The organism is Cuneatibacter sp. NSJ-177, from assembly GCF_022867805.1.
Classification (GTDB): Bacteria; Bacillota; Clostridia; order Lachnospirales; family Lachnospiraceae; genus Pseudolachnospira.
Genome location: NZ_JALIFO010000006.1, coordinates 206,798 through 220,505 on the forward strand (window position 1 = coordinate 206,798; position 13,708 = coordinate 220,505).

At 50.5% G+C, this 13,708-nt stretch carries 12 protein-coding genes; 11 read left to right on the plus strand and 1 reads right to left on the minus strand.

All coding sequences use genetic code 11. The annotated features are described in order from the left end of the window. The first annotated feature begins 27 nt into the window (after window positions 1-27). The 5 genes from MUB23_RS08900 to MUB23_RS08920 are packed head-to-tail and all read left to right on the plus strand — an operon-like array spanning window position 28 to window position 4,869. On the plus strand, window positions 28-522 hold the full coding sequence (locus MUB23_RS08900) for a tripartite tricarboxylate transporter TctB family protein (RefSeq protein ID WP_244800114.1): 495 nt from the start codon (window positions 28-30) through the stop codon (window positions 520-522). A gap of 37 nt (window positions 523-559) precedes the next feature. Further along, the gene (locus MUB23_RS08905) at window positions 560-2,068 is read left to right on the plus strand and encodes a tripartite tricarboxylate transporter permease (protein ID WP_244800116.1); all 1,509 of its coding nucleotides are present in this window, start codon (window positions 560-562) and stop codon (window positions 2,066-2,068) included. After that, entirely contained in the window at window positions 2,065-2,931 is an 867-nt protein-coding gene (locus tag MUB23_RS08910; RefSeq protein WP_244800118.1) for an amidohydrolase family protein, read from the plus strand. Before MUB23_RS08905 ends, MUB23_RS08910 begins: the two co-directional genes overlap by 4 nt. A gap of 57 nt (window positions 2,932-2,988) precedes the next feature. After that, the gene (locus MUB23_RS08915; RefSeq protein ID WP_244800120.1) at window positions 2,989-3,768 is read left to right on the plus strand and encodes a sulfite exporter TauE/SafE family protein; all 780 of its coding nucleotides are present in this window, start codon (window positions 2,989-2,991) and stop codon (window positions 3,766-3,768) included. A gap of 21 nt (window positions 3,769-3,789) precedes the next feature. Then, window positions 3,790-4,869, plus strand: coding sequence for a hypothetical protein (locus MUB23_RS08920; RefSeq protein WP_244800122.1), 1,080 nt, complete (start codon window positions 3,790-3,792; stop codon window positions 4,867-4,869). Window positions 4,870-4,969: 100 nt separating this feature from the next. Here MUB23_RS08920 and MUB23_RS08925 read toward each other — a convergent pair whose 3' ends face one another. After that, complete coding sequence (locus MUB23_RS08925) at window positions 4,970-5,914, minus strand: LysR family transcriptional regulator (RefSeq protein ID WP_244800124.1); 945 nt, start codon at window positions 5,912-5,914, stop codon at window positions 4,970-4,972. Between the two features lie 274 nt (window positions 5,915-6,188). On the opposite strand from MUB23_RS08925, the gene MUB23_RS08930 reads away from it, so the two are divergent. The 6 genes from MUB23_RS08930 to MUB23_RS08955 all read left to right on the plus strand — a co-directional run bounded on the left by MUB23_RS08930 (window position 6,189) and on the right by MUB23_RS08955 (window position 13,681). After that, the gene (locus tag MUB23_RS08930) at window positions 6,189-7,415 is read left to right on the plus strand and encodes a stalk domain-containing protein (protein ID WP_244800125.1); all 1,227 of its coding nucleotides are present in this window, start codon (window positions 6,189-6,191) and stop codon (window positions 7,413-7,415) included. A gap of 10 nt (window positions 7,416-7,425) precedes the next feature. Next, window positions 7,426-8,664 (plus strand): MFS transporter, encoded by a 1,239-nt coding sequence (locus tag MUB23_RS08935; RefSeq protein WP_244800127.1) that lies wholly within the window; start codon window positions 7,426-7,428, stop codon window positions 8,662-8,664. A gap of 15 nt (window positions 8,665-8,679) precedes the next feature. Further along, complete coding sequence (locus MUB23_RS08940) at window positions 8,680-10,065, plus strand: carboxylesterase/lipase family protein (RefSeq protein WP_244800129.1); 1,386 nt, start codon at window positions 8,680-8,682, stop codon at window positions 10,063-10,065. Window positions 10,066-10,075: 10 nt separating this feature from the next. Next, window positions 10,076-11,287 (plus strand): hypothetical protein, encoded by a 1,212-nt coding sequence (locus tag MUB23_RS08945; RefSeq protein ID WP_244800131.1) that lies wholly within the window; start codon window positions 10,076-10,078, stop codon window positions 11,285-11,287. Window positions 11,288-11,444: 157 nt separating this feature from the next. Next, window positions 11,445-12,731, plus strand: coding sequence for an SLC13 family permease (locus MUB23_RS08950; RefSeq protein ID WP_244800132.1), 1,287 nt, complete (start codon window positions 11,445-11,447; stop codon window positions 12,729-12,731). Window positions 12,732-12,805: 74 nt separating this feature from the next. Next, window positions 12,806-13,681: an MBL fold metallo-hydrolase gene (locus MUB23_RS08955; RefSeq protein WP_244800134.1), complete on the plus strand. Its 876-nt coding sequence runs from the start codon at window positions 12,806-12,808 to the stop codon at window positions 13,679-13,681. Window positions 13,682-13,708 lie beyond the last annotated feature (27 nt).

Here is a 13,708-nt window from a genome sequence, read left to right on the forward strand (position 1 = left end):
TCCTGTTCTATTGATCGGAGGATTGAGATGAATAAAAAAACAGATCGTACCCGGTCCTATCTGATGATCTTTTTTATGCTGATCATCAGCGCGGCGGCTTTGATCGGCTCGATCAAGATCTATGTGAAGCGGCCCGGACTGGCGGATGCGGGGATGTATCCCCTTTTGATGTCGATTTTGATGGTGATTTCCATGATCGGCGCGCTGTTTCAGACCCGGCGTCTGTCGAAAGAGGCGAAAAAGGAAGCGAAAGAGGAAGAAAAAAGTGAGGGGAATTCCATTCTGGCGGCTCTGAAAGCGGAGTTTCCGGCACGAACGGTTTTTCTGGGAGCCTGCATGCTGGGCTATGGGGTTTTATTTCACTTTATCGGATTCTACCTTTCCACGGGACTATTTATGTTGGTATCCATGCTGGGGCTGTACCGCGGGAAAAAAGTAAAGATGATCGTGTGTGTGACGGCAATTACGCTGGCGTGCATCTACTTGATTATTGAGAAGGTTTTCAACATTCCGCTGCCGTAGCCTGTGAGGGTTTCATAAATAAGTGAGGAGAGCATAGATGATTGAACATTTAATGATATTGTTTTTTGAGCCGTCCCTGCTTTTATATCTGACGGGCGGTATGATTTTTGGCATGTATGCCGGGGCGATTCCGGGAATTTCCGTTACCATGGCCGCCTCGCTGATTATTTCTTTTACGTTTTCCTGGTCGCCGATGCCGGCGATCGCGGCGATCCTGGGGACTCATATCGGCGGCGTGTACGGCGGCTCCCGGTCGGCTATCCTGCTGAACGTACCGGGTACGCCGGCTTCCATCGCAACCACCTTTGACGGCTATCCTTTGGCGAGGAGAGGGGAGGCGGCACACGCGCTGACCACCACGGCGGTCCAGTCCGTGGTCGGCGGCATCATTGGCGCCCTGCTGCTGCTTTTAGCGGCCCCTCTTTTGACAAAGTTTGCCCTGCTGTTCGCGGCCAGGGATTATTTCTTCCTGTCCCTGCTCGGTATTTTCCTGCTCAGCGGCATGACGGGAAAATCCTACAGCAAGGGAATGTTCTGCGGTTTCCTAGGCATGTTTCTCGGATCCGTCGGCATGGACCAGATGACGGCTGTGAAACGTTTCACCTTTGGCTCCATTGAGCTGACCTCCGGTTTGGCCGCGGTGGCGGTCTGCTTCGGAATGTTCGGTATCGCTGAATCCCTGAATCAGGTCAGTGATCCGGAGAATGTAAAAGTAAGAAAGCAAAAGCTGGACCGCATGAAGGTAAACTGGAAGGAGACGGCAAAGCATCTTCCTCTGACGATCCGCTGCTCGCTAATCGGTGGAATCATCGGCGCATTGCCGGGTACCGGCGGCAATATCGCCTCGATCGTGGCCTACAACTATGCAAAAAAGAACGTAAAAAACCCGGAGGTTCCCTTTGGCGAAGGCGCCATCGAGGGGCTGGTGGCTCCGGAGAGCTCGAACAACGCAGCGGTGGGCGGCGCTTACGTGCCCATGCTTGCCCTGGGGATTCCGGGTGACAACACCAGCGCTATTTTGATTTCCGCTCTCTATATCCATGGCGTGACTCCCGGCACCACGCTTTTGACCAATTCCCCGGATATGTATTACCTGATTATCGCCTGTATTTTGATCGGAAATATCATTCTCCTGCCGGTCTCCCTGTCCGGCATCAAGATTTTCGCCAAAATTGCGGAGGTCCCCAAGGAGGTATTGCTGCCTCTGATCGTGGTGCTCTGCGTGGTCGGCGGCTATGCCATCAATAAATCCGAATTTGATGTGTTTGTGGTTCTAATCGCCGGTTTCTTCGGTTATCTGTTCAAACGGCATGATTTTCCGGTGGGCTCCATCATTCTGGGATTGATTTTGTCTTCTCTGATCGAGCTGAATCTGAGAAGGGCGCTGAACGCTGCTTTCCTCAGCATCCCGGAGTTATTCCTTCAGATTTTGACCAGCCCTCTGTCCCTGATTTTGTTCTTGGCGATCGTTTTGCTGACCGTCTACCAGATTCCGGCGGTGAAGAGAGGAATGGCAAATAGAAAAGCAAAGAAAGCAAGAGATTGAAAAAGATTGAAAGAGAGGAAATAGCAATGCAGATCATTGACATGTATCTCCGTCCTCCGATCGAGGGATTTTTAAGAGGTTCGTTATACAACGATCCGGAGCGGGCGGCCGATTATTGCCGCCGTTGGGATGTGTCTCTTCCGGAGTCCGTGAAGCAGCAATCCATGGAGCTTCTTTTGGAGGAGATGGACGAGTACAATATTATCGGCGTGGTTCCAGCCCGCAAGCGGAAACCGTATTACATGAGCAACGATGAGATTGTAAAGCTGCTGGAGGATTATCCGGGGCGCTTTATCGGCATGGCAGCCATTGATGGAAATGCCTCACGAAAAGAGACCATGTATGAGATTGACAAGTACGCCGTGTCCGGCCCCTGCCAGGGCATGACTTTTGAGCCCGGCTATTTTGATCCGGAAACACCTCTGGACGACGCCCGGTTCGAACCAATCTTTGAAAAATGCCAGAAGGAGAATATTCCGCTGCTGCTTCCTTACGGCGGCAACTGCAACCGGACGATACGCTGCTACCAGCCGGTGATGATCGACAATGTCTGCCTGAAATATCCGGATCTGCATCTGATCCTGACCCACGGCGGCTGGCCTTATGTGGCGGAGATGTGCTACATTGCCTTTAAACGGCCGAATCTATATATTTCTCCCGATGTCTACGGCGTACATACTCCTAGCTCGGAGGGTTATTACGAAGCGGCCAATTATTACCTTCATGATAAAATGATCTTCGGGTCTTGCTATCCCAGCAATTCCATCAAAGATCTGATCGACTATAATCAGGCGCGGGTGGAAGAACGCTGCTGGCAGGAATACTTCCACGATAATGCCGCGCGGGCATTGAATCTGCGATAAGATGTCTGCTTTCTACATTCTTTTTTGGCAAACAGGCGCGCGGGAAGGGCGAAAGCAATGAGAAAAGGGCTTTTGCCCTTTTTCCGGAAAAACGGGAAGGGGTGGACAATCGGCGTGGAATATGGTTTAATTTTCATGGCGGCAGTTCTGGGCGGCGCGGTGAATGTACTGACCGGATTCGGCTGCGGTATTGTGGTGATGGTATTTTTGCCGTATCTCTTTTCGGTTACCCAGGCAGCGGCCATCTCGAATATGATCAGCCTGTGCCTGATCACGTCCTTTGCCATTCAATACCGAAAGGAGGTCCGGTTTTCTTCCTTTCCGGTGCCGTTGCTGTGCTATGCGGCGACCTCCGGGGCGGCGATCACGCTGGCCGCCCGGATCAATGCAGCGGTGTTAAAACCTTACTTCGGCCTGTTTTTGATTGCGGTGGCGGCGTATTTTGCCTTTGCCGCGCCCCGGATTAAGTTAAAGGCAAACATAAGAACCTCCGCGGCCTGCGCGCTTTTGTCCGGAGTGTCCCAAGGATTTTTTGGAATATCCGGGCCGCCGATGGCGCTGTATTTCCTGCTGATTTCCGAAACGAAAGAACAGTATATTGGAAATCTGCAGGTGTTTTCCCTGTTTACCAGTGTGTACGCTCTCGCGATGCGGATGGTGAACGGTACCGTACAGCTCTTTATGCTTCCTCTGGCTGCCGCTGGAGTGGCGGGAGTCTTTGCCGGGAAACGGGTTGGGATGCGAATCTCCGCGCGTTTTGATATGGAACAGATGAAAAGGATGGTTTATCTGTTTTTGGGAATATCCGGTTTTTGGACCTTTATCAGCAATCTTTGAACTTTAGAAGGGAAATCTGCGATGAAGCTTTCATTTTCTGTTTCGCGGGAGGATTATCTGTCCGCGCTTTTGTTTCTGCTTCGGAGAAAAAGCAGGAAGCCCTGGGGGATGTTTACCGCTTTTATGTTAACCATCGGGCAGTTTGCCGCTGTGTCAAGCTTTTGTATCGCTGGTTTGGTCACCGGCGCGAGGGCCGTTTTCCTGCTGATTCTTTCCGGAATTGTCCTTGTCATGAACGGATTCCTCTATCTCCCCACGCCTTTCAGGGCCAAGCTTATGATGATTCGGATGAAGAGGGGCGGCCAGTGGGATCCGGAATATGAAAAGCGGCATACGCTGACCTTTGAAGGGGATAAGCTGGTTCTGCAATACGGGAAAGTGCGGAGAAAACTGGCGGTGGAGTCGATTTCCCAGGCGGCGGAGTGGCGGCATTCCTTGCTGATATTGACCGGGGATGTTCTTTTCGGTGTGATCCCCGCATCTGCCTGGAAAGAGGGCGGACAGAGAGCAAAAGAAGACTGGATCCGGGAACTTCGGGAACGGAAATTCGCAGCGTCCATAGAAGCGATCCGAAAAAAGCGAGAAGAACTTTCTGCCGGGGGCAGAAAGCCTTACCGGTATTCTTACCGGAAGAAAAAGTATCTGGAAGATCTAAGAGAGGCCCACCGAAAGGCCTATACGATGGGATTGGCCTGGGGCTTGCAGGCCCTGCTTCGGGTGGGAGGATCCCTGATCCTGCTGTATATCCTGATCCAGCCGGTGGAGTGGGGCTTTAAGATCCTGGCACTGCTAGCCGCTTTCATCCTGCTTTATCCTTATATCCGTACCTTTAGTTTTCTGCTGAACGGTTTTTTGGAGCGGGGGCTGACGGAAATTTTGTCTTTTGCTCCCGGCACGGACGTGGATTTTTTTGTGTCGGAGCAGGAGTTGGTGTTTCTGGGAGAGATCCACTACTTTGTGATTCCCTGGGGGGAAGTGCTGGCCGTGAAAAAGCTGCGGAATGGAATTGCCTTTTACTTGAAAAATCAGATGATCCTTCCCCTGCCGGGAGACGGGGAGAAGCTCTGGGCATTGGTGCAGCAAAGGGGAAGGGACTCTTAGAGAAAAACAGAATAAAAAGGGAAGGAAAAACCGGTCAAGGGGGATTTTCCTTCCTTTTTTATTTTCACAATATCAGCGGCAGAAGGAGCGCAAAGGCCCGTTAAAATGAGTTCTCCCAAGAGGACGGTTCTTCCCCGTGGGTTTGATGGGTGAAATAGTCCTGAACAAAATCCCAGAAATCGAGGGCTGCCTCGGACATCAGGGATTCCTTGCGGCGCATCAGAGAGACCTGGCGTGAGGTATTATAATTTTTAATAGAAAACGTTCGGATATCCGGCGACAGGCGGCGGGCAACCCGAAGGCAGCATTCCGGCAGGATGCAGATGGCTTTTCCCGCGTCGACAAAGCGCATTTTTGTGATAAAGTCCTCCGTGCTGCAGAAAATCTTGGGGGAGAATCCGGCCGCCCGGCAGATCTTATAAGTAATGTCGGAGTAAAAGACGGTCACATCCGGCATTTCAATAAAAAAATCATCCTTTAGATCTTCCATGGCAAGTTCCGAAGTCTCTTCCGGATAACGGCGGTACCTCGGCGAAATGAAGAGACAGTGCTGTTCTTCAAACAGAGGATGGATAAACCAGGCCTGCTCCTTTTTGCTCAGCATGATCGCTTCATTTTGCGTGCCCAGGACAAAATCGGTCTGATCGGCCAGTTCTTCATCTTTATCCCTGGATTGCCCCAGCGTGATCTTGATTTTGGGATTTAGTTCCGTGTAAGCCAGAACGCAGTCGGTGATACAGTCGGCGAAGGCATGGCAGACAATGCGGATTTCCCCGCAGGTATCATACCGGGCCTGTTTGACAATCCGCAGTCCATTTTGAAGGTTGTCCAATGCTTTTTTGGCGTAGATGGCAAAGTTCCTTCCGTAATCATTCAGTTTGATTGCGTTTCCGCGGCGGTCAAAAAGCCGGGTCCCCACCTCTCTTTCCAGATTGGAGATACTTTTGCTGAGGGCAGGCTGGGAGATGCCGATAAAGGCAGCGCTGCTCGACATATGTTCCTGCTCACAGAGAACCAGAAAATATTCCAACTGTTTCATATCCATATCCACTGCTCCTCCCTTTCCACTATTTCTTTTTGTTATACTACCATAAAAGACGGTCCATTGCCAGATAAAATAATTCTGGATATAATTTACTAGGAAGGATCCGGACGTCGGACATAAATAAGCCATGCTTGCATGAGCGAATTTATGGACATCGGACGGGCAAGAAAGTATGAGCAAGGAGCCTGATACGGCGGAATGCGAATACTTTTGGCAGCTGCGAGGGCGCAGGGCGAAATTCTTTTTTTAAAAAAGGGAGAGGGTGGTATAAACAATGAACTTTTATTATAACCGGGAAACACTGCATTTTACGGCAGACTGGAATATTGCTTTGACGGATCGGTATCAGTACCGGATGGCGGGAGCCGCTTTGGCTACGGGTCATGATTTGCTGGTTCCGGCCAAGGATTTGCAGCGTCTTTATTCTCCTGAAATGAAAATCCAGCTTTCGGAGGAAGAGGCGGTTTTTGTGATGAATGGCAGAACCGTGCGAGTAGAGGCAGGCAGCAATCGTATGTTTTTAAATGGAAATCCGGTGCATTTATCAGCAGAGTGCCGCATGGAGAATGGGCTTTTGTACGTACCAGTGGGACAACTGATGAGCCTGGGCTTTGAAAAGAACGTTCGGTCGACAGGAGAACTGACGCCTACCTATATTAGTCCGGAGGCTAAGGGGATTAATAATCCGGGAGGGATCCTCCCGGACGAAGAGATGATTGTGGCTGTCAGCGAACACGGTGATTGTCCGATTGACGGCGCTTTGCTCCGCTATATCGACCTAATCCGCCGGGGGAAACGTTACGGGGAGCAGTACTGTACCTATTGGATGGACGGACCTCAGAAGGTGGTACCCTATATTACGTATATACCAACTTCTTATCAGCCGGGCGAGCCGTCAAAAATGGTGGTGTTTTTGCATGGAGGAAGCTATGATTTGGGAGAAAAGTATGCATTTCGCTTTGCCGGACATAAGCTGCAGATGGCCTGCGAAAAGTATCATTACATTCTTTTATGCGCCAATGCTTGTACGCTGCTTAGCAGTTATGGAAATATGCCGCCGCATATCCAAGCATGCGGTACGGAAGAAGAAAAGAAATATTATCAATGGGGCGACGATTCTGTAATGCAGGCGATAGCAGAGGTAAAGAAAGCGTATGCCATTGATGAAAAACATATTTATCTGATGGGAAATTCCATGGGAGCGGGAGGAACCTTTTATCTGCCGACAGTACACCCCGGCATGTTCCGGGCTTTGGCTCCTGGAGCTGGAAGCTTAAAGGTGATGTGTCCGGAGCATCTAGAAGCCTTAGACGGCATGCCTATCATTTATCCGGCAGGCACGGAGGATGACTTTGGTTTTGACCATATTTTGGAATCCAGAGATATGCTGACGGCGGCTGGAGCAGAGGTGGAGATGGCGATCGTGGGCGGCGGCCATCACCTAGACGCTTGGGTCGATGTGATCGACGATATTTTCAGGTTCTTTGAAAAACACGCATAGGTAGAGACAGATGAAGGGAACAGAAAAAGAAAATGGGATTTCCGCACAGGAGCGGCTTTGGAGCCAGGACTTTATTCTGTTGTGTCTGGTGGCTGTAGTGGCTAGATTAGCTTTTACCTGTCAGTATACGGCTATCCCGCTTTTTGTGCAGGAGATCGGGAACGGAAAAGCGCAGGCAGGAATGGCTGCCGCAGTGTATTCTTTGACAGCCTTAGCTTTTCGGCCATTTATGGGGACCATGGTGGATTGCTGCAGCCGACGGTTTACGATGGGATTGGGAGTGGTGGTTTTTACTGCGGCAATGGGGATTTATTTGTTTTTGGGTTCTTCTGTAACCTTAGGGGTCGTGTATCTTTTACAAGGGGTAAATGGAATTGCGTTTTCTGCTTTGACGGTCGGGATGACCACTGCCTGCACGGATGTGGTTCCGCTTTCCCGTTTGACAAAGGGAATTGGGATTTTCGGTTTATCCTCCACCATTGCCAATGCATTTGCGCCTGCATTAGCTCTGCATATGATCGGCAGCAGCGGCGGATATCGTACTTATTTTACCGCGGCCGGTATCATTTCCTTCGCGGGTTTTGTCGGAATCTTGCTGATTCGTTACGAGAAGCGCCTGAAAGGGGGAAAAATCAGCGCTCCGGCTAGAGGCGCGGAAGAAAAGGAAAGCCGGGTATTCTGGGAAAAATTTGTGGAGAGAAGCGCTGTTTTTGGTTCTCTCATGGTGATTTTGGTTATGTTTGCCGCTTCTTCGCTCAATAATTTTCTGCCTACTCTGGCGGAGGAATACTCCATCTTGAACATCAGCCTGTTTTTTACGCTTCAGGCAGTGGGAACCGCTGTCTCTCGTCTAGGAGCAGATGGAGTTTCTCGGAAAATTGGATATATGCCGGCGTTAATTGTAGGATATGCTTGCTATATCTTGGGATTTATAGGGATTTTTATCATGTTTAGCGACGGCTTGGTTATTGCCATGGGATTTTTCTGTGGAATTGGACAGGGGCTGACGCAGACCATTTTGAATATGGCCGCGGTTATTCGGGCTCCGCAAAACCGCCGCGGTTCGGCCAACGCTACTTTCTACATGGCGATGGATATTGCAATCGGTCTGGGGGGCTATTTCTGGGGAATTATTGCGGATGTGGCCGGCACTCGTATGGTTTATCTGGGGACGGCGTTGGTGGTGGGAGCTGTTACTGCTTATACCAGCCTGTTTCATAAAAAATTGGATAAAAAAATATTTCATTGACAGGAGGTTGGAGAGATGGCTTTATTAAAGGCAAAGACAGAATCCGGCTGGGTGGAGGGAATGCCCGCCGCCAATCAGCTTTTTTCTGTGTTCCGGGGCGTTCCTTTTGCAGCTCCGCCGGTGGGGGCGCTGCGTTGGAAGGAACCGCAGCCGTTAGAGCCTTGGGAAGGGGTTCGCCCCTGCTACCGTTTTGCGCCTAGAGCGATGCAGGAGCGAATGGCATCGGAAGGCGGAGGGATTGTAGCCAAGGAATTTTATGTAGGCGACTATGACTACAGTGAGGACTGTCTATATCTAAATATCTGGACGCCGGCCAAAAGTGCGGAAGAACGGCTTCCCGTGGCGGTTTATGTGCATGGCGGCGGCCATCAGACCGGCTACAGCTATCTGAACTGCTATGACGGAGAAGGATTTTGTAAGCGCGGTGTGATCATGGTGTCCATCGCGTATCGTTTGAATGTTTTTGGATATCTGGCGCATCCGGAGCTGACGGCGGAGCAGGGCGGAACTTCCGGCAACTATGGGATGAAGGACCAGCTGGCGGCGCTTTTGTGGGTACGGCGCAACATTGCCGCCTTTGGAGGAGATCCCAGCCGGGTGACGCTGTTTGGCCAGAGCGGAGGGGCTTCCAGCGTAGCGAATCTCTGCGCGCTGCCTGCCGCAGAGGGTTTATTTCAACGGGCTATCATGCAGAGCGGCGGAGGAATCCGTAAGGTATATTCCTATTGGTCGTCTTCCCTCTCCCATGCGGAGGAAGCCGGCGAGAAGTTTTTCGAGATGCTCGGCGTATCCGGGCTTGAGGAGGCCAGACGGCTTTCCGCCGAGGAATTACTGGACGGATATACAAAATTTAAAATGGTAAACATCGGTGAAATGGACACGCCTTCTCTGATCGGAGGCTATATGCGGTTTGCGCCTGTGGACGACGGGATTTTCTTCCCGGAACCGGTGACAAAGCTTTATCAGGAGGGCAAATATCCGGAACTGGACTATATGCTGACTTCTACCAACGGTGAACACAAGGAAACCACCTTCCAGAATCTTGCTTTCGCGGAAGTAAATGCGCGTCTGGGACGTAAGCCTTGCTATCTCGCTTACTTTACCTATGTTCCGCCCGGCGCGGATTGCGCGCATCATTCGGTAGAACATCATTATGTTTTTCAGACTTTAAGTCGTTCTTTCCGCCCGTATAGCGGACGGGATTGGGAACTGTCCAATGAGCTGGCCGACTACTGGGCCAACTTTATGAAATACGGAAATCCCAACGGTATGGGAGCGGAAACTTGGGAGTCTTACGAGGCGGGTCAGTACAATGTTTTGGAGATCGCCGGCGATGAAAGAAGGATGATTTCTCTGGACAAAGAAATGTGCGATTCGGAAATCCGTAGCGTTCTGGAGTAAAGGAGAATTTATGGCAATACCAAAAGCGCCCCTGGGGCAAGAATTTGGATACGATTTTCAATATGCCGTCTTTTTAAAGGCGTCGGAGAGGGTTTCTCTGTTTCTTGATTCCTATCTCTATGAGCCGGCTTTTCCTCCAACTGTGATTCACGGGGAGGTCTATCTGGCGGCGTCGGAGCTGTGCCGAATCTATGCGCCTTACCTGCAGATAAAATGGCAGGACGAGACGGCTGCGTTTACTTACCGGCATCCGCTGGAAGAAGAACGGGTGGGAGAGCTAAAGAAGGATGAAATCTGTTTCATCGAGAATCAGCCCTATGTGAAGGCGGCTGGCGTCGTAGGGCGCTGTCTGGGCAAATCCGTTCAGGAAGAGGAGGGGTTTGCTATCCTTGCAGTGGAAGGAAAACAGCCTGTCTGTGAAGCTTTTTCCTCGCCTTTTGCCCGGAAGAGCTTGGAAAATCGACTGCACAATAAGGTATATGGGGAGCAGAATTTTTCTGTGTGGATGGAAGAGGCCGAGAGGATTATTCCCTACCGGATGTATATCCCTTGCAGCTATCGTCCTGGTACGCCCCAGAAGACAATCGTCTGTTTCCACGGCGGGGACGCCAATGCGGACTATGTATTTCAGCATACAGACAATGAGATTTGCCTGTATGCTGAAAAATACGGCTATTTGATTTTAGCCCTTTGCAGCTATCGGAAATATACGTTTTTCGGCGCGTCCAAGGTACCGACCGGCGGGGAGAAGGCAGTGCCTAATTCCACCAATCCCTGCGGTCTTACGAAAGAACAGATGACTCACTGCAATACGGCGGAGGCGTCCGTGCTTTTTCAGATCGAGGACGCCAAGAAAAGATTTACGCTGGATTCGGCTCATCTGTACGCGATGGGAAATTCCGGAGGCTGTCTTGGGATTTTCCAGCAGATAAAAATTCTTCCCAAAGGCTATTTTAAGAGAGTGGTCTGTTCGGGCGGAATGCCCTCCATTGATTTTTTAGATACGGAGCTGCTAAAGGAAAAGAGAACACGGATCCTTCTTTTGATGGCGACGGAGGATATATTTGACGGACAGTATACCTGCCAGGTGGGGTATCCATTTTTGAGAGAGCGAGACGTTGCGGTGGATTTTCATCCGGTGGGAGGCGGCAGCCATCTGCTTGGCTGGACGCGCGCGTTGGATGTCATCTTTGCGTATTTTGAACAAGACTATTCCAAATAGTTATACTACCATGAGACCTGCATTATTGCCTTTTTCTTATGGGAAATATATAATCTGATACAGTAACCAGTGATTTGAAGCGGATCGCGCATTGCCGGCAGCAGCGGACAGCTTCCCAAAACACAAAACTTATGAGAAGTAGTAAAGGAGAGAGAAGATGAATACAGGATTAATACTGACATTAATCGCATTTGTATTTGTTGCAGTTGCCCTGTTATCCGGGAAAATTGCTCCTTCCGTGGCCTGCGGCGTAGCCGTTGTATTTTTGTGGCTGGCCGGCGTTATTGATATGACGGAAGTGTTTGCCAACTTTGTAAGCAGCAATATCGTTGTTATGGTGGGCATGATGATCGTGATTGCCGCCCTTTTGAAAACAAGCATTCTGGCCAACATCGCTGGATTGGTAAAGAAATCAAAAGGAAATAGCATTCGGCTTCTGCTTGTAATCGGTATGATTATTCCCTTTATTTTGTGCCAGTTTATCGGCGGCGTTACCGCTATGATTACGGTGCTGCCTCTGCTGATCGCCCTGGCCGCTGAGATTGGCATATCCCCGACTTTACTGGTGCTTCCCGCATCTGTCGGCGCTCAGGCAGGCTTGATGGCGTTGCCCATCGGCGGCGCGGCAGCCATGTACTTAATGAAAAACCAGATGGCCGCCAATGTGGGCAGTACGGAAGCTCTGGGGTTCTGGGATCTGTGCTTGACCCGTCTGCCTGGAACGATTGTACTTATGGTATTTGTCGTATTGGTTGGGTATAAGCTGCTTCCGAAGAGAGCCTTGGGAGATGCGGAGGCCCTGGACCACAAGCCGGACGTGCTGAAAAAATCCCAGCTTCCCAAGTGGAAGGAGACGGCTGCTTACATTATTTTCTTCGGCTCTCTGGCCGCGATGATTTTCAGCGCTCAGCTGGGAATTTCCAACGCGCAGATTTCTACGATTGCTGCTTTCCTGTGCGTGCTGCTTGGTATTTTGAATGAACGTGAAATGTATCAGGCGGTAAACTGGTCTTTGATCTTTATGATGTCCTTTATGCTGGCTATCGTAACCGCTCTGTCCAACAGCGGCGCGGGAGACTTGATTGCCAGCGCCCTGTCCGGAGTTTTCGGTTTGGGCAACATGGTTTTGATCGTGGCCATTGTCTTTATCGTATGCGTGGTTTTGACTCAGTTTATGGACAATATGTCCCTGATCAATATTTTGACGCCGATCTGCATTATGGCCTGTATGCAGAACAACATCAGTGCGCTGCCGATCATCTGCGCCATTGATTGTTCCTGCCTGGCGTCCTTCAGCACGCCGCTGGCTTCCCCCAGTTCCCTGATGGCATACAAGCTGGGCGGTTACAGCATGAAGGAGATGCTGAAATTCAGCGTTCCGCTGATTGCGCTGTCCGCAATCGTTTCCATTATCTGGGTGCCGCTGTATTTCAGCTTCCGATAAAGCACAAAGAACGACATATCTCCTCCTTCCGGAGTGACGCGGGGGAGGAGATTTTCATTGAATGGAGGTAACTGATGTCTCAGGACAAGAAAAATAATACAAACCATGACTTTGATCCAATGATGTTCCAGCCGCTGGAGCCGGTAAAGCTGTTTGACGACTATTATTTCATCGGAAACAAGTTGGTTGGATTCCATGTATTAAAGACCAGCGAGGGACTGGTTCTCTTTGAGGCCATGGATAAATATGACGTGGACGATGAATTTTTGCTCCCCGGCTTAAAGAAATTGGGCCTTGAGAAAGAAAAAATTCTCATGCTGTTTTTAACTCACGGCCATTTCGATCACTATATGGGGGCGGAAAAGATTCGCCTGCGTACCGGCTGTGAGGTAGCTTTAAGCGCGGAGGATGCCGTTTTTATGGTAAACGGGCCGGATAACTACTTAGATATCGACGATTTGCGTGTTCCTCGCATTACCCGGATTTTGAAGGATGGCGAGGATTTGACGTTCGGCAGCCATACGGTTCATGTAATTTTTGCTCCGGGGCACACGCCTGGCTGCCTGAATTATTCCTTTGAGGTTCATGACAAAGGAACGCCCCATCGGGTGATCATGGTAGGCGGTTACGGCGTCTTCGGCCCCGGCGTCTATCCCGGCGGCCATGAGTACCCCCACAGCGTGACCTATGCGGTCGAACAGGCTCTGGACTTTGCCGTCTCCTGTGTGAAGACATGGGAATATGTGAAAGAGACCGGCTGTGATGTGTATCTGAACCCGCATCCGCATCTTTGTGATCTCTTTGCTCTGGCGGAACAGAATCAGTCTCGGAAAGAAGGGGAAGAGAACGCCTTTGTGACCGGCAGGGACGGCGTCAGGAAATGGATCCAGGAGCGCTTTGACGTGTGCCTTGATTGCGCGCAGAAATTTACGGATATCCGTGGGAATTGAAAATATCCTATTCAGAAATATGCCGCC

What these genes read in the sequence shown, in the direction of transcription:
- MUB23_RS08930 (WP_244800125.1), top strand. Translation starts at nt 6,189, where the DNA reads ATGAACTTTTATTATAACCGGGAAACACTGCATTTTACGGCAGACTGG.
- MUB23_RS08925 (WP_244800124.1), bottom strand. Translation starts at nt 5,914, where the DNA reads ATGGATATGAAACAGTTGGAATATTTTCTGGTTCTCTGTGAGCAGGAA.
- MUB23_RS08920 (WP_244800122.1), top strand. Translation starts at nt 3,790, where the DNA reads ATGAAGCTTTCATTTTCTGTTTCGCGGGAGGATTATCTGTCCGCGCTT.
- MUB23_RS08915 (WP_244800120.1), top strand. Translation starts at nt 2,989, where the DNA reads ATGAGAAAAGGGCTTTTGCCCTTTTTCCGGAAAAACGGGAAGGGGTGG.
- MUB23_RS08940 (WP_244800129.1), top strand. Translation starts at nt 8,680, where the DNA reads ATGGCTTTATTAAAGGCAAAGACAGAATCCGGCTGGGTGGAGGGAATG.
- MUB23_RS08950 (WP_244800132.1), top strand. Translation starts at nt 11,445, where the DNA reads ATGAATACAGGATTAATACTGACATTAATCGCATTTGTATTTGTTGCA.
- MUB23_RS08905 (WP_244800116.1), top strand. Translation starts at nt 560, where the DNA reads ATGATTGAACATTTAATGATATTGTTTTTTGAGCCGTCCCTGCTTTTA.
- MUB23_RS08900 (WP_244800114.1), top strand. Translation starts at nt 28, where the DNA reads ATGAATAAAAAAACAGATCGTACCCGGTCCTATCTGATGATCTTTTTT.
- MUB23_RS08955 (WP_244800134.1), top strand. Translation starts at nt 12,806, where the DNA reads ATGTCTCAGGACAAGAAAAATAATACAAACCATGACTTTGATCCAATG.
- MUB23_RS08945 (WP_244800131.1), top strand. Translation starts at nt 10,076, where the DNA reads ATGGCAATACCAAAAGCGCCCCTGGGGCAAGAATTTGGATACGATTTT.
- MUB23_RS08935 (WP_244800127.1), top strand. Translation starts at nt 7,426, where the DNA reads ATGAAGGGAACAGAAAAAGAAAATGGGATTTCCGCACAGGAGCGGCTT.